This window comes from Haloechinothrix alba, assembly GCF_900188115.1.
Taxonomy (GTDB): domain Bacteria; phylum Actinomycetota; class Actinomycetes; order Mycobacteriales; family Pseudonocardiaceae; genus Haloechinothrix; species Haloechinothrix alba.
Window position 1 is genome coordinate 87,519 of record NZ_FZNW01000020.1, and the last position, 14,907, is coordinate 102,425.

Annotated in this window: 14 protein-coding genes; 3 read left to right on the top strand and 11 right to left on the bottom strand. The window is 69.9% G+C overall.

The window, feature by feature from the left end:
* Nucleotides 1–100 precede the first annotated feature (100 nt).
* The gene (locus CHB84_RS18295) at nt 101–823 is read right to left on the bottom strand and encodes a GAF and ANTAR domain-containing protein (protein ID WP_089302869.1); all 723 of its coding nucleotides are present in this window, start codon (nt 821–823) and stop codon (nt 101–103) included.
* Between the two features lie 250 nt (nt 824–1,073).
* Between CHB84_RS18295 and CHB84_RS18300 the strand changes: the two genes are divergently transcribed.
* The gene (locus tag CHB84_RS18300; protein WP_089302870.1) at nt 1,074–1,820 is read left to right on the top strand and encodes a DUF2267 domain-containing protein; all 747 of its coding nucleotides are present in this window, start codon (nt 1,074–1,076) and stop codon (nt 1,818–1,820) included.
* Nucleotides 1,821–2,338: 518 nt separating this feature from the next.
* On the opposite strand, the gene CHB84_RS18305 is transcribed toward CHB84_RS18300, so the two are convergent.
* Nucleotides 2,339–3,049 (bottom strand): hypothetical protein, encoded by a 711-nt coding sequence (locus CHB84_RS18305; RefSeq protein WP_141134728.1) that lies wholly within the window; start codon nt 3,047–3,049, stop codon nt 2,339–2,341.
* A gap of 116 nt (nt 3,050–3,165) precedes the next feature.
* On the opposite strand from CHB84_RS18305, the gene CHB84_RS18310 reads away from it, so the two are divergent.
* Both CHB84_RS18310 and CHB84_RS18315 read left to right on the top strand, forming a co-directional pair.
* Nucleotides 3,166–5,319: an ATP-dependent DNA helicase gene (locus CHB84_RS18310; RefSeq protein WP_245818822.1), complete on the top strand. Its 2,154-nt coding sequence runs from the start codon at nt 3,166–3,168 to the stop codon at nt 5,317–5,319.
* Nucleotides 5,320–5,410: 91 nt separating this feature from the next.
* Entirely contained in the window at nt 5,411–5,785 is a 375-nt protein-coding gene (locus tag CHB84_RS18315) for a hypothetical protein (protein ID WP_425432317.1), read from the top strand.
* A gap of 9 nt (nt 5,786–5,794) precedes the next feature.
* Here the strand turns inward: CHB84_RS18315 and serB are convergent, their stop codons facing one another.
* From serB to CHB84_RS23830, 9 genes are all read right to left on the bottom strand, one after another.
* Nucleotides 5,795–7,036 (bottom strand): phosphoserine phosphatase SerB, encoded by a 1,242-nt coding sequence (gene serB / locus CHB84_RS18320; protein WP_089302872.1) that lies wholly within the window; start codon nt 7,034–7,036, stop codon nt 5,795–5,797.
* Nucleotides 7,033–8,823 (bottom strand): aa3-type cytochrome oxidase subunit I, encoded by a 1,791-nt coding sequence (gene ctaD, locus CHB84_RS18325; protein WP_089302893.1) that lies wholly within the window; start codon nt 8,821–8,823, stop codon nt 7,033–7,035. Before ctaD ends, serB begins: the two co-directional genes overlap by 4 nt.
* Before the next feature lie 351 nt (nt 8,824–9,174).
* A complete protein-coding gene (locus tag CHB84_RS18330) occupies nt 9,175–9,921 on the bottom strand; it encodes an alpha/beta fold hydrolase (RefSeq protein ID WP_089302873.1) in 747 nt (248 codons plus the stop codon).
* Nucleotides 9,922–9,960: 39 nt separating this feature from the next.
* Nucleotides 9,961–10,260 carry a hypothetical protein gene (locus tag CHB84_RS18335; protein ID WP_089302874.1) on the bottom strand — a complete coding sequence of 100 codons (300 nt, stop codon included), beginning with the start codon at nt 10,258–10,260 and terminating at the stop codon, nt 9,961–9,963.
* A gap of 60 nt (nt 10,261–10,320) precedes the next feature.
* Nucleotides 10,321–11,454: an alkaline phosphatase family protein gene (locus CHB84_RS18340; RefSeq protein WP_089302875.1), complete on the bottom strand. Its 1,134-nt coding sequence runs from the start codon at nt 11,452–11,454 to the stop codon at nt 10,321–10,323.
* 89 nt (nt 11,455–11,543) lie between these two features.
* Complete coding sequence (locus tag CHB84_RS18345; protein WP_089302876.1) at nt 11,544–13,319, bottom strand: 3-hydroxyacyl-CoA dehydrogenase family protein; 1,776 nt, start codon at nt 13,317–13,319, stop codon at nt 11,544–11,546.
* Between the two features lie 143 nt (nt 13,320–13,462).
* Entirely contained in the window at nt 13,463–13,801 is a 339-nt protein-coding gene (locus CHB84_RS18350; protein WP_089302877.1) for a J domain-containing protein, read from the bottom strand.
* Nucleotides 13,798–14,184: a hypothetical protein gene (locus CHB84_RS18355; RefSeq protein WP_089302878.1), complete on the bottom strand. Its 387-nt coding sequence runs from the start codon at nt 14,182–14,184 to the stop codon at nt 13,798–13,800. Before CHB84_RS18355 ends, CHB84_RS18350 begins: the two co-directional genes overlap by 4 nt.
* 40 nt (nt 14,185–14,224) lie before the next feature.
* A complete protein-coding gene (locus CHB84_RS23830) occupies nt 14,225–14,359 on the bottom strand; it encodes a hypothetical protein (protein ID WP_281251775.1) in 135 nt (44 codons plus the stop codon).
* Nucleotides 14,360–14,907 lie beyond the last annotated feature (548 nt).

The following is a 14,907-nucleotide window of genomic DNA, read 5'->3' on the forward strand; positions in this document are numbered from 1 at the left end:
CCTCTCAGTGTGGCGAGACTGATGCTGTCGCTTTCCCTCGCCGCACGGGTTCCCGGGCGGTCGCGGGCAGCAAACGTCCGGGCCACCCACCGCAGCGCGTTCATCGCCCACGACGATCTCCGCGTGCGCCGGGTACCTCCCCGGTCTCGGTGATCGTGCGGGCGAGATCGCGCACCTTGATGTTGTGGTCCTGGGAGGCCTTGGTCAGCACGGCGAACGCGTCGTGCTCGGCCAGCACGTAGCGTTCCATGATGATGCCGAGTGCCTCACCGATATCGGTGCGCGTCGCCAACGCCTCGTGCAGCTGCGCGTCGGTACGCGCGTTGGCGAACGCTACCGCGGCGTGCGAGGCGAGTAACCATCCAATCTGCTCGGACCGATCGTCGAACGCACCCGGCTTCCCGGAGTACAGGTTCAACGCACCGAGGTTCTCGGCCTCGGTGAACAGCAGGAAGCCCAGCGCGCTGCCGATGCCGAGGTCGCGGGCCTTCGGCGCGTACGAGGGCCACCGGTCCACGGTGGCTGTCATATCAGTGATCCGGTAAACCTCGCGTCCGTGACGGGCGGCGTCGAAGCACGGTCCCTCACCGAGCTCACCCTGCACGCGGTCCGATGCGCGCGCGTTGTCGTCGGTGGCAGCCAACGTCCGCGCCCCCGTCGTAGCCGTGACGAGGATGCTCGCACCCTCACAGCCGTCGACCAGGTCCACCGCGTGCGCCACGATCCGCTCCAGCGTTTCCGGCACGGTATCCTGAGCAAGCAGGTCCCGCGCCATGTTCGCCAGCGCCGCCTCCACCCCACCTGGATTCGGCGTCGTCGTCATAACGCCCTACCTCCGCACAGTCACCTGAAATACGACCCCGCCGACTACCTGTTGAATCGACGGGGTCTTGATTCCATGAACGCCCGGGCGCGCACGGAACCCTTGAGCCGGGTACCCGGCTCACAGGTCCGAAACACCCCGTGCTCCCACCTCTCGTAGCGATGTTTCCGTCCTCGTCCACGCGGCTACCCATCGCAGAGAGCGCAGGTATCAGGCGCGGCCGTCACGCGTTGGAAGGGAGTTCGCCGGCGTGCGGCACGAAGAGATGCTCGACGAGCTACAGCACCGGGGGCAGGTCGACCGGGAACGGGCCGAAAGGATGTTGGCCGCGACAGTCCAGGCGATGAGCGAGATCGCCCCGGACTCGATGGCCCAGCTGCGCGGTCGGCTCCCCGCGGAGCTCACCACCATCGAACCCGCGTTCCCCGCTCCGGAACGCTCCGTGGAGGAGTTCGTCATCCGGGTTGGTGAGCTCGCAGGGACCGCCGATACTCCCGAGGCCCGCCGGTGCGCCTACGCGGCGTTCGGCGTGGTGTGCGAATCCGTTCCCGCGGACCAGCTACGCCGGTTGCTGGAGAACGTACCCCAGGAGTTCACGTCGATGGCCCCGTCCATCATCGGTCTGAGTGCCGACGCGGAGACCCTGCTCGCGCAGGTCCGGCAACTGACCAGTGCGGACAGTCTCGAACGGTCCCGGGAACTGACCGAGGCCGTCCTCGGTGTCCTGGCTGAGAACATCACCGGCCGCCAAGCCGACGATCTCGCGGCCGGACTCCCGTCCGAGCTCCGGTCGGCGCTGGCGACCGGCACCCACGCCGAGCGTACCGAGCCGGATCGGTTCTTCGCCGAGGTCGACCGGCTCACCGGCACCATGGACACGGACAGGACGCGCGAGGACGTCGGGCACGTCTTCACCGTGGTCCGGCGATGGGCCCCTGACGAGTTGGACCGTAGCCTGGCGCAGCTACCGACGGAGATCGCAGCGCCCGCAGGCTGAGAGTCCGTTCTGGGCGTCCGTTCTGGACGCTCGTGCTGGGCGCCCGATCACTCCTCGGTGCGGCGTTGCCGCTGTCGCTGCCGGTCCCGGTAACCGTAGGCGGCCTGACGCACCGTGTCCTCGTCCTCGAGGCCCGAGCCCAACGCACCGGCCACGGTCGCGCGAGGCCGTGAACCGCAGGTCGACCTCCGGCTGGCGTGGTTCGGTGCGGAGCACGGGATGGCTCAGCGCCGCGACGCGCCGCCGTCCTGCTGGGCGTCACTCATGGGTATCCGCGCTCCGGGACGGGACCCGCCGTGTTCCACCGGCGCCGCTCGTGGACATGCCGGACCCCCTTGCACGGCTCTCCCGCATCGTTCACCTCACTGCGAACGCGCGCGTTGCCCGGGTGCTGCGACCGTCGCGGCCGCCACCACGGGGGTGACCACCACACAGCGCGGGCAATCCCGACCCCTTCCGGCGACCCCGGACCACGCCAGCCTGAGGTTCGCGACGGCGGCCGTCCCCGGCGGCGCCCGCTAGCCGAACGGGTCGCAGCTGACCGACCCGACCACGATCTCCCCGCTGTCCGGGCCGCCCTCCGGGAAGAGCTCGATGCGCATCGCGTTGAGCGTCATGCTCCCGTCCGGCGGGCTGGGTGTGACCATCTCGTTGACGGTCACCCGCGCCAGCGGCGGCTGCGACTCGTCGGGACCGTGAATCAGTACCGTATGGTTCGACGGGATGTCCGACGGCACGTCGATGCCGCGCACGCCGCGCAGCTCGACGCTGCCTTCGCTGCCCCTGTCCACCGTCCGGCAGCTCGCCGAGTAGGACGAGACGCGCAGCAGCGGGCCTCCGTACCTCCGCAACACCCTGCTGGTGAAAGCACGCCCGGACGTCTCGGCCTCGGCGGCACCGGACCCCTCGGTGTCCATGCGGCACCGGCTGCTGCCCCGCCCGAAGCCTGCGACAGGGTCCACCGAAACCGCGCCGGACTCCGCTTCGCGCTGACCGTCCACCTCGCACGGCGCGATCGGGTCCTGCCGTACCCGCTGCCCATCGATCACGGCGTCGACGCTACCGACCGACGCCGCGGACACCGGCGATGCCGGGGACTCCGGTGGCTGGGACGCATGCTCGCTGGCCCGCCCGGTCGTCTCGGCCGCCGAGGTCGTCCCGGTCAACGACGCGACGACGAGCGCGCAGGCAGCCACGACCGCGAACCGGTTCCGTATCGCTTGAGCCATGACCACACTATGGCCCACGTCCCGGCCGCATTGGTCCGTCATGACGGGACTACACCCGGTCGAGTGCTCACCCGGGGTCGTCGGCCGCGGGACGCGCGGCGGTAACGTTGCATACCGTGCCGGAGACATCGTCCACCCTTCCCACCGTCCGCGAGCTGCTGACCACGGCGGTGGCGAGTCTCGGCGGGACCGAACGGGACGGCCAGGTCCGTATGGCCGATGCCGTCCACGACGCCATCCGCACCGGCGAGCACCTCGCGGTGCAGGCCGGAACCGGTACCGGCAAGTCACTGGCCTACCTCGTACCGGCGATCCGGCACGCGGTCGAGCGGGACAGCACGGTCGTCGTCTCCACGTCGACCATCGCGCTACAGCGCCAGCTCGTCGACCGCGACCTGCCCAAGCTCTCGGCCGCGCTCGCCGAGTCGCTCGGCAGGGAACCGGAGTTCGCCATCCTCAAGGGGCGGGGGAACTACCTCTGCCTGCACCGCATCGACACCGGTGCGCCCGAGGAGCCCGACGACGGCCTGTTCGACCCGTTCGCCGCATCCCGCGTCGGCAGGGAGGTCTCGAGGCTGCACGAATGGGCGGGCCAGACGCTGACCGGTGACAGGGACGAACTGGTGCCCGGGGTATCGGACAGGGCGTGGCGCCAGGTGTCGGTCAGCGCGCGCGAGTGCCTCGGCGCGACCCGGTGCCCGTCCGGCACCGACTGCTTCGCCGAGCACGCCCGCGCGGAGGCCGGCCGCGCGGATGTGGTGGTGACCAACCACGCGCTGCTGGCCATCGACGCGCTGCAGGAGCACCAGGTGCTGCCCGAGCACGGACTGGTGATCATCGACGAGGCACACGACCTGGTCGACCGGGTCACCTCCGTGGCGACGGCAGAGCTCACCAGCGCGATGATCACGACCGCGGCCAAGCGGTGCGGCAGGCTCGTCGACGCCGAGATCGCCGACCGCCTGATGGAGGCAGCCGACGGGCTGACCATGGTTCTCGACGATCTCCCGGCAGGCAGGCTGGACACCCTGCCGGAGAACCTCGCAGGCGCGGTTCCCGCCGTGCGCGACGCCGCGCACGCCTGCCTGACCGCGCTCGGCACCGAGCGCAAGGAGGAGATCTCCGAGGAAACCGCCCGCAAGCTCGCGCGCACGCTGCTCGAGGAGGTCCACGACACCTGTGTCCGCATCCTCGAGTCGTTCGAACCCCCGCTCGCCGAGCGGCGTGACGTCGTGTGGTCCAGCGGCGAGCCGGGCGGCGAAGGCCGCCGCGCCCCGACGTTGCGGGTGGCGCCCCTTTCCGTCGCGGGTATGCTCAGGGACCGCGTCTTCGGCGCCCGAACCGCGGTGCTCACCTCGGCCACCCTGGCACTCGGTGGCTCGTTCGAGCCGCTCGCCCGCAGGTGGGGACTGCCCCCAGCGGGCCCAGGAGCGGGCCCTGGAGACGGCTCCGGAGACGGCCCCGGAAACGGCCCCGGAGACGGCTCCGGCGGCAGTGCACCCCGGGCGGCGCGGGACAGCGGCACCGCCACCGAGGTAGCCGCGCCCACCGACAGCGACCGGATCAGCTGGAACGCGCTCGATGTCGGCTCGCCGTTCGACCACGCCCGCAACGGCATCCTGTACCTGGCCAAGCACCTCCCGCCGCCCGGAAGGGACGGGCTCGGCGAGCAGCTTCTCGACGAGCTCACCTCGCTTGTCGAGGCCGCGGGCGGCCGCACGCTGGGGCTGTTCTCCTCGATGCGGGCGGCCAAGCAGGCCGCGGAGGCCCTGCGGGAGCGTGTCGAGTACCCGATCCTCTGCCAGGGGGACGACGCGACCGGCCTGCTGGTCAACTCGTTCAGCGAGGACCCCGCGAGCTGCCTGTTCGGCACGCTGTCGCTGTGGCAGGGCGTCGACGTTCCCGGCGACTCGCTGCAACTGGTGGTGGTGGACCGGATCCCGTTTCCTCGCCCGGACGACCCGGTCCAGTCCGCACGCCAGCGCGCGGTGGAGGCGCGGGGCGGCAACGGCTTCCTCACCGTCTCGGCCACCCACGCCGCGCTGCTGCTCGCCCAGGGCACCGGACGGCTGCATCGCACGAGTACCGACCGCGGGGTGGTCGCGGTACTCGACTCCCGGCTGGCCACGGCGCGGTACGCGGGGTTCCTGCGCGCGTCGCTCCCGCCGTTCTGGCAGACGACCGACCCCGAGGTCGTCCGGGCAGCCCTTCGCCGGCTCGATGAGCAGGCGGGCACCCGGCCTGCCGGTAGCGGCACCGAGGCGGGGTGATGCGCTGCCACGCGGGTGCCGTACTCGCCGGCGAGCGGGACGAACACGGAGGGCACCCGGCGTAAACACCCTGAAGCCGCCGCGTTACGGTATGCCGGCAGTCACCGAGAAGGAGCCATCGTTGTCTCAGGATCCCCCGACAGCACAGTCCCGCGCGGTCACCGTGGACGACACGGGAGTGCGCCGTCAGCTCGCTGACGGCAGCAAGGAGGCGGTCAACTGGGATGAGCTTTCAGCGGTCATCATCAGGGTCATGCCGGACAGCCCCTGGGACGAGGACGTGTTCCTGATGCTCGCAGGCAGCGACGGTACGGGCACGGCCGTGCCGAGCAGCGACCCGGCGGCCGATGCGCTCATCGAGCGGCTGCAGACCCTGCCGGGGTTCGACAACGAGCGGTTCATCGAGGCCATGACCACCGAGGCCGACGAGGCCTACGTGGTGTGGAAGGCCGAAGGCGAGGCGTGAGGCCGGCCGCTACGGGCGGATCAGCTCGAGGCCTTCCTCGGCGTCTGCGGCTTCGATCTCGGCTCGGGTAACGCCCATCATGAACAGCACGGCGTCCAGGTACGGGTAGCTCAGGCTGGTGTCGGCCACCTCCCGCAACGCGGGTTTGGCGTTGAACGCCACCCCCATACCGGCTGCGGAGAGCATGTCGATGTCGTTGGCGCCGTCGCCCACCGCGACGCTCTGGGTCAGCGGGATCTCGTACTCGTCGGCGAACCGCTCGAGGGCACGAGCCTTGCCCGCCCTGTCGATCGGCTCGCCGAGGACGCGGCCGGTGATCGTCCCGTCCACGATCTCCAGCTCGTTCGCCGCGATGAAGTCCAGCCCGAGCTCGTCGCCAAGACCCTGGATGATCCGGGTGAACCCGCCGGATACCACCCCGCAGCGGAAGCCGAGCCGTTTGAGCGTGCGGATCGTGGTGCGCGCTCCCGGGGTCAGCGTGATCGCGTCGGCGACCTCGTCGAGCGCGCTTTCCGGCAGACCCCTGAGAAGCGCGACCCTGCGTTCCAGCGACTCGGTGAAGTTCAGCTCGCCCCGCATGGCCGCCTCGGTGATGCGGGCGACCTCGTCCTCGACACCGGCGTGGGCAGCCAACATCTCGATGACCTCACCCCGGATCAGCGTGGAGTCCACGTCGAAGACCACGAGGCGCTTCGCGCGGCGTGCCAGCCCTTCCCGCTCGACTGCGATGTCCACGTTCTCCTTCGCGGAGACGTCGGCCAGCGCCTCCCGCAGGTCGGCATCGGACTGGACACCGTTGCCCTCCGCGCTGTCCGGGGCCGAGATGTGCATCTCCAGCCCGGTCACCGGGTAGTCTGCGACGCCGCGGATCGAGTCGATGTTCACGTCGAGCACGGCCAGCCTGCGGGCGACCTCACTGAAGGCCCGCGCCGTCACCGGACGGCCGAGCACCACAACGACGTGGCTGGAGTCGCTCCTGCCCGGAGCGAACGGGTCGTCCCCGATCTCCGATCCGATGCGCACGTCCACGCGCATCGCGACCGTGGCCATCGCCTGCTCGACCGACTCCTGCAGCGCCTCGGGATCGTTGTCCACGTCCACGAGCACTCCGAGTACGAGCTGCCCACGGATGACGACCTGTTCCACGTCGAGCACGTCGACGTCGTGCCGGGTCAGCACGGCGAACAGTGCCGAGGACACGCCTGGCTTGTCGGGTCCGGTCGTGGTGATCAGGACAGGTGTGGTGCTCACTTCGTATCGGGATCCGCCTCATCGGTGGTGTTCGTATCCGGGTCCACGGCGTCGGCCAGCCCCTCCGAGGGGGTCTCCGGCGCCGCGGCATGGGGCAGCGTCTTCCCGGTGAAGGTGATGTGCCCTTCGCTGTGCAACCGCTCGATCATGTGCGGGTAGTGCAACTCGAACGCGGGACGCTCGGAGCGGATCCGCGGCAGTTCGGTGAAGTTGTGCCGCGGCGGCGGCGAGCTGGTCGCCCACTCCAGCGACGCCCCGTGCCCCCACGGGTCGTCCATATTGGCCACCTCGCCGAACCGGTAACTCTTGAACACGTTCCACAGGAACGGAAGCGTGGACAGGCCGAGGATGTAGGCGCCCATCGTGGAGACCACGTTCAGCGTGGTGAAGCCGTCGCTTTCCAGGTAGTCCGCATACCGCCGCGGCATGCCCTCGTTGCCCAGCCAGTGCTGCACGAGGAACGTCAGGTGGAAACCGACGAAGGTCAGCCAGAAGTGCACCTTGCCGAGCGGCTCGTCCAGCATCCGGCCGGTCATCTTCGGGAACCAGAAGTAGATCCCGGCGAACGTGGCGAACACGATCGTGCCGTAGAGCACGTAGTGGAAGTGCGCGACCACGAAGTAGCTGTCCGAGACGTGCCAGTCGATGGAGGGCGCGGCCAGCAGAATGCCGGTCAGCCCGCCGAGCAGGAAGGTGACCATGAAGCCGACGGAGAACAGCATCGGCGTCTCGAAGGTCAGCTTGCCCTTCCACATCGTGCCGATCCAGTTGAAGAACTTCACGCCGGTCGGCACCGCGATCAGGAAGGTCATGAAGGAGAAGAACGGCAGAAGCACCGCGCCGGTCGCGTACATGTGGTGCGCCCACACGGCGACGGACAACCCGCCGATGGCAAGCGTGGCGAAGACCAGGCCCTTGTAGCCGAAGATCGGCTTGCGGGAGAAGACCGGGACGACCTCCGAGATGATCCCGAAGAAGGGCAGCGCCACGATGTAGACCTCGGGATGGCCGAAGAACCAGAACAGGTGCTGCCAGAGGATGACCCCGCCGTTGGCCGGGTCGAACACGTTGGCGCCCAGCTGCCGGTCGGCGAGCAGCCCGAACAGGGCCGCGGTCAGGATCGGGAACGCGAGCAGGATGAGAATGCTGGTCACGAGGATGTTCCAGCAGAAGATGGGCATCCGCCACATCGTCATGCCCGGCGCGCGCATGCACGCGATCGTCGTGATCATGTTGACCGCACCCAGGATGGTGCCGAGACCACTGACCACGAGCCCGGTGATCCACAGATCGCCACCGACCCCCGGGGAGTTGATCTCGTTGGACAGCGGGGTGTAGGCGAACCAGCCGAAGTCGGCGGCACCTCCCGGGCTGAGAAAGCCCGAGATGACGATGAGGCCGCCGAACAGGAACAGCCAGTAGGAGAAGGCGTTCAACCGGGGGAAGGCCACATCCGGCGCCCCGATCTGCAGCGGGAGGACCATGTTGGCGAACCCGAACACGATCGGCGTCGCGTAGAGCAGCAGCATGATCGTGCCGTGCATGGTGAACAGCTGGTTGTACTGCTCCGCCGACAGGAACCGCAAACCGGGGTCCACCAGCTCGGTACGGATGAGCATGGCCATCGCGCCGCCGAGCATGAAGAAGGCGAACGCCGTGACCGTGTACATGATGCCGATCTGCTTGGGATCGGTCGTCTTGAACAGGGACAGAAGGTACGAACCCTTCGGCCCGGTCGGGGCCGGGGCCGGCCGCGTCGCAATCGGCTGGGGGGTTACTGCCGTCACTCCTGCCTCCTGCAGTTCTGCTCTGTTCGCCACCTCGTCCGCGCGCACGGCGCACCGCCGGTCCCGCGACTTGAGGCGATCCTAGCTTTCGTCGATTTCACGGGGACGCGCCGGTTGGGATTGTCACGTACCCGCGGCTCGGCAGCCGGGCGTCGACGTCACCGCAGGTAGTCCTGACGAGCCCGCACGCTCACCCGCGACACCCGCCTGCGGCGGCCGCGCGGCGGGGCGCGCCCGAGCGGACCGCTGTGCTCCGACTCACGCTACCGGAACGGTATATACCGCACCAACCGGACAACGATCGGTGCGTGCCGGCTCGCCCGGTGGCGCCTCGGCAGGGCCGTGCGCGGCTCACGGCAGCCAGTCGAGCACGGTCTTGGCCACCGACTCCGGATCCTCCAGCGGGCTCAGGTGCCCGGCCCCCTGCACCGTGGCCAGCGTGGCGTTCGGCAGCGCGTCCACCATCGCCGTGGCCTCCGCCATCGGTGTGAGCTGGTCCTCTGCACCCATGATCACCAGGGCGGGCACATCGGCCGCGCGCAACGTCGCTGTCGAGTCGGGCCGGTCGGCCATGGCGCGCAGCGCCCAGGCGATACCGGCGGGCGGCTGCGCGTCGACCAGCTCCCGCACCCGGGCGAGCACCTCGGGACGCTCGGCGTGAGTGGTGGGGCCGACCAGGACGGACATCATGTTCTCCGCCAGCCAGCCCTGGTGCCCCTCCCGCATCACACGTTCGGCCGTGGTCAGCCGGTTGGCGCGCGCCTCGTCGGTGTCGGCGCCGGCCTTGGTGTCGATGAACACCAGCCCCGAGACACGTTCCGGGGCCTTACGCAGCACGGCCATGGTCAGGTAGCCGCCCATCGAGCAGCCCCCGACCACAGCCCGGTCGATACCGAGCTGGTCGAGCTGGGCGAGGACGTCATCGGCCGCGTCGTCCAGACTCGGCGCCGCCCCGGTATCCGGCAGCGTGGCCGTACCGAGCCCCCGCTGGTCCGGGGTGATCAGCCGTGCGCGGCGCGCGAGCGGCTCGGTGAGCCCGTCCCACATCCGCGAGTCCAGCGGAAAGGCGTGCAACAGTACAAGGGGTGTCGTGCTCATGAACTCCGCTTCCTCTCGTGCGCGTCACGGGAGCGACCCTCACCACCCGCGCGGTGGCTCCCGCCGGTCCCGTGCCCGCCAGCATCCCGAATGCCAGTGCCTGCGCTCGGTGACGGACCCGGTCGAGTCGGCAGGCCAGGCCACGATATGCGGTGTTCCCGGCCGGATCTCATGATCACACCCCGGGCACCGGTACAGCTTGGCCGCACCGGAACCCGGGACGTTGCGCACGATCCAGTCACCGTCGGTTCCCGACTCCGTCGTACCCCACCCCGACGCGAGAGGCCGTTCGGCGTGCGCCTTCTTGCGGGAGCGGCTGGGTCGGTTACGACGCGGCATGCACTCGACGGTAACGCGCACGGGGCGGTGCCGTTCGCAGGCCGGCGTGCCGGAGTGGCACTACCGGTGCGCGAGCAAGAGTGGCACGAGTTGCTCGGCAGTGGTCACCGAGCCGTGATGCCCGCGCAGCGAGGACTCGATGGGCTCTTCCGACCCGCGCAGCACGCCGGACTGCCCGCGTGCGGCGACCACGACATCGCCGATGCGTTTCCGGGCCTGGTCGCCGACCCGGGGACCGAACCAGCCTGCCTCGATCGCGGCCTTCCGTTCGAGCACCCACGCCCGCTCGCCCAACGTCTCCCGCCAGGCCGCCAGGACATCGGCCGCCGCGCCCGCCTCCGCGTAGACGTGCCGGGCCCGCACCTCCCCGCCCAGCGCGCGCACGCCCGTGGCCAGCGCGGGTGTGCTGTCGGCGTCCACCGCGGTGTCGTCGACGGCGACCATGCCGTGGTCGGCGACGACGGCCAGCGTCGTCGCCGGTGGCAACTCCTCGAGCAGCGACGCGACGAACCTGTCCACCTGGCGGAGCTGGATGCGCCAGGCGAGCGAACCCGGCCCGTAGAGGTGCCCGATGAAGTCCAGATCGGCGTGATACGCGTAGCACAGGCCGGGTCCGGCCGCGAGCACCTCGGCCGTCGACGCCACCAGGTCCCCGACGCCGTGCACGCCGGTGTAGGGCGCACCGCGCAGCACGGCGCGCGTCAGGCCCGAGTCGGAGAACGCCGCTGCCGAGACGACGTGGACGTCGACACCGTCCCGCCGGGCCCGTTCGAACGCGGTCGGCAGCGGCTGGATCTCCTCGGGGCTCAGCTCGGCGCGGAGGTCGCGCCCGTAGGGGTGCTGGTTCCAGCGCAGGGCGTTGACCACCCCGTGCTCGCCGAGCTCGAAGGAGTACCCGACCATGCCGTGCTCACCGGACTGCGCGCCCGTACCCACCGCGGCGAGGCCCGCCGCTGTGGTCGACGGGAACCCGACGTGCAACGTCCCGGCGCGCAGGGCGTGCAGCGTTGGCGCGTCGGCAGCGTGCTCCTCGAGCAGCTCGGCGCCCAACCCGTCGATGAGCAGTACGCACGCCGACGACGACCGCGGCAGCTCCAGCGTGTTGTCGAACCCGTCCGCCCCGAGCGCGGCCAGCAGCGAGGGCACGACCTCGGCCAGGTGAGCGGTATCCGTGTCCACCCGAGGCACAGTCATGTCACGAACGTACCTTCTCGCGTGCGAGGCAGCGCCGGTCCGGGCGACGGGCATCAGCCCGGACCGGCTCCAGGACTTCCGGGTAACCCTCAGCCGTAGTCCCAGAATCCCTTGCCGGTCTTGCGGCCGAGGCGTCCCGCGGTGACCAGTTGCTCGAGCAGCGGTGCCGGAGCGAAGCCCGCCTCCCGGAACTCGTCGTAGAGCGTGCGCTGGATCGCCAACGACACGTCCAGTCCGACGACGTCGAGCAGCTCGAACGGCCCCATCGGCAGGTTGCAGCCGACCTTCATCGCCGTGTCGATGTCGGCGGCCTCCGCGTAGTGCGCCTCGAGCATCTTCACCGCGTCGTTGAGGTACGGGAACAGCAACGCGTTGACGATGAAACCCGCGCGGTCGCCGCAGGAGACCGGGTGCTTGCCCGCCTTGGCGCACACCTCGCGGACCGTCGCGGCCACATCCGCCTCGGTCGCCACGGTGCTCACCACCTCGACGAGCTTCATCACCTGCGCCGGGTTGAAGAAGTGCATCCCGATCACGTCACCGGGCCGGGAGGTCGCGGCCGCGCACTCGATCACCGGCAGCGAGGATGTCGTCGTCGCGAGCACCGCTCCCTGCTTGACGGCTGCGTCGAGCGAGGCGAACACCTCCCGCTTGATGTCGATGTCCTCGGCCACGGCCTCCACGGCCAGATCGGCCTCGGCCAGTGCGGAGAACTCGACGACAGGGGTGATGCGGGCCAGCACGTCGGTGGCGTCGGACTGGGCGAGCTTGCCCTTGGACACCGCCTTGTCCAGCGACCTGCGCACGGCCTCGATCGCCTCCTCGGCCTTGGGCACGGAGCGGGCCCGCAGCAGGACGTCGTAGCCGCGCTTGGCGAAGACCTCCACGATCCCGCGCGCCATGGTGCCGGTTCCGACGACGGCGACCGTGTGCACAGGGCGTGCCGACCCGGCCTGGACGGCGTCGCCTGCCGAGCGCGCGTCTGGGACGACCGTCGGCGAGTCCGGCTCCTCGTAGGTGTAGAAGCCGCGTGCGCTCTTGCGGCCGAGCAGGCCCGCCGAGATCATCTGCTTGAGCAGTGGCGCGGGCGCGTGCAGGCGGTCCCGCGACTGGCGGTACATCGACTCCAGGATCTCGTAGGCTGTGTCCAGGCCGATGAGGTCGAGCAGCGCGAGCGGCCCCATCGGGTACCCGCAGCCGTAACGCATCGCCGCGTCCAGATCCTCCCGGGTCGCATAGCGCTGCTCGTACATGCGCACGGCGTGGTTGAGGTAGCCGAACAGCAGGGCGTTGGCGATGAAGCCCGCGCGGTCCCCGGTCACGACGGGGGTCTTGCCGATGCGCTCGGCGAAGGCCTCCACATCGGGGACGACCTGCGGGTCGGTCACCACGGTCCGGACGACCTCCATCAACGTCAGCACCGGCGCGGGGTTGAAGAAGTGCATCCCGATGACCTTGTCGGGACGCGTGGTGTGCACCCCGAGCTCGGTGACCGACAGCGAGGAGGTGTTCGAGGCGAGGATGACGTCCGGACGGGTGATCGTGTCCAGCTCGGCGACGATCTCCGCCTTGAGCTCGGGACTCTCCGGCACGGCTTCGATCACCAGGTCCACGTCCGCGAGGTCGGCGAGAGAGGTCGTGTACCGGATGCGTTCCAGCAACGCGTCCCGGTCCGCCCCCTCGAGCTTGCCCTTGGCCAGCGCGCGCGAGGTGGAGTACTCGATGTGCGAGCGCGCCCTGGACACCCCCTCGTCGTCGATCTCCACCCCGACGACGGTGATCCCGCTGCGGGCGATCACCTCCGCGATGCCGGCACCCATGGTGCCCAGACCGACAACGCCAACGGACTCGAACACACGACCCACGGTCGACCTCCCACACGGCTGGCTACTCGTCAGTAGTAGCCCTTGATAGTGCCACGGAAGGCACCGGGAGGGCCATCGCCGACGCGGAGGTCGTCGACCAGGGGTCGACGGCTCGGGTCGACGGCAGGGCGGCGGGGTCGGGCTCAGCGGTGCCTGCGGACCGGACCGGCCCGAACATCCGGCTCCTGCTGCCGGGGCGTGCGGTGCACGCGCACGGGCACGTCGGTCGGATCCGAACCGGCGCGCCGGGCCTCGCGGGAACCGGCGCGCCGGGCACGATCGTGGTCGGCCCGGCGTCCGGGGTCGCGCAACGTCTCGTAGGCGTCCACCACCTCGCCGAGCTTTCCGGTATCGCCGCCCGGACCGTCCGGATGCAGGCCCCGCACCAGGCGGCGGTAGGCGCTGGATATCTCGCGCTGCGTGGCGTCCGGGCTCACACCGAGCACGGCGTACGGGTCACGCTCAGGACCGCGAGTGCTCATGGGACATCACCTGCCGCATCGGGGGTGACGGCCGGATACACCCTGCTGATCGCCGTGTAGTACTCCCGCGCGGCGGCCTCCGCCTGTTCGAGTGCCTTCCGCGCCGTGGCAAGCTCGCGGTAGGCCCTGGCAACCGTGGGGCCAGGGTCCTGGCCGGAGACCTCGGTGAGCACGTTCTGCTCGCCGTACCGGCTTGCCTGCTCGCCAAGAATCGCCACCAGCTCGGCGAGGTCCCCGCTCAGATGGGTCAGGTGCCACCCGGCGTCGCGCAGCTCGACGTGGGTGGGCACCTCCTCGATCTCGACATGCTGGATGGCGTTGCGGACCTCCCTCGCCGCCGCGTCCAGCGACGTGCTGATCCGTGGCCGCTCGGGACCGTTCACCAGACCTCACCTCCCACGCGGACGTGCCTGCCTCACCGGGTCACTCGTCCGCGGGCACTGCCGGGAAGTTCATCGAAACGATCTCGTCGAACTCTGAGCGCAGCCATGCCGGATCGCCGTAGACGACCCGGCCGAACGCGTCCCTGTCCGGTGCCGGTGGCGTGTTGTCCCGCATCGCGCCTCACCCCGTTCATCGTGTCCAGACGCAGAGCTCTTCACGATCATCCGGAACGACACTTTTTCTATACCAAGCAGTGCAAGTTTCGTCAAGTACACATCTATACTTGCATGCAATACCCGGAACAAGATCGTTTACGCGGTCGACAGCTCGGGCACCACCGTCTCGGCCATCTCGGCCGCGCTCTCGCCGCCGTCCTCGCCGAGAACACGCCGGGCCGCCTCGTCGTCGACACCGTCACAGGGGTCGACCGTGCACAGCTCGGCCGGGTCCAGCGCGGGCTCGCCGGGAGGCTCCTCGGGAATCGACCCGACCGGCCGACTCGCACAGCCGGACTCGTAAGACGCCTCGCCGGTGGCGATGACACAACCGGGGTCGCCATCGGGTTGTGGAGGGGTCGGGTGTCTGTGTGTGGTCGGCGTGTCGCTGCGGGGTGGTCGAACGTGTGTGCGATATCATGGTGGTGTGTCGGAGTTCGTGCAGGTTGTTGGTCCGGCTGGGGTGATGTTCGTCCCGGCCGGGCAGGCGCCTGCGGTCGCGTTCAC

Excerpts from the sequence above, each read along its gene's own strand:
- CHB84_RS18315 (WP_425432317.1), top strand. The coding sequence starts at position 5,411 with ATGCCGGCAGTCACCGAGAAGGAGCCATCGTTGTCTCAGGATCCCCCG.
- CHB84_RS18330 (WP_089302873.1), bottom strand. The coding sequence starts at position 9,921 with ATGAGCACGACACCCCTTGTACTGTTGCACGCCTTTCCGCTGGACTCG.
- CHB84_RS18350 (WP_089302877.1), bottom strand. The coding sequence starts at position 13,801 with ATGAGCACTCGCGGTCCTGAGCGTGACCCGTACGCCGTGCTCGGTGTG.
- CHB84_RS23830 (WP_281251775.1), bottom strand. The coding sequence starts at position 14,359 with ATGCGGGACAACACGCCACCGGCACCGGACAGGGACGCGTTCGGCCGG.
- CHB84_RS18295 (WP_089302869.1), bottom strand. The coding sequence starts at position 823 with ATGACGACGACGCCGAATCCAGGTGGGGTGGAGGCGGCGCTGGCGAAC.
- CHB84_RS18340 (WP_089302875.1), bottom strand. The coding sequence starts at position 11,454 with ATGACTGTGCCTCGGGTGGACACGGATACCGCTCACCTGGCCGAGGTC.
- CHB84_RS18305 (WP_141134728.1), bottom strand. The coding sequence starts at position 3,049 with ATGGCTCAAGCGATACGGAACCGGTTCGCGGTCGTGGCTGCCTGCGCG.
- CHB84_RS18335 (WP_089302874.1), bottom strand. The coding sequence starts at position 10,260 with ATGCCGCGTCGTAACCGACCCAGCCGCTCCCGCAAGAAGGCGCACGCC.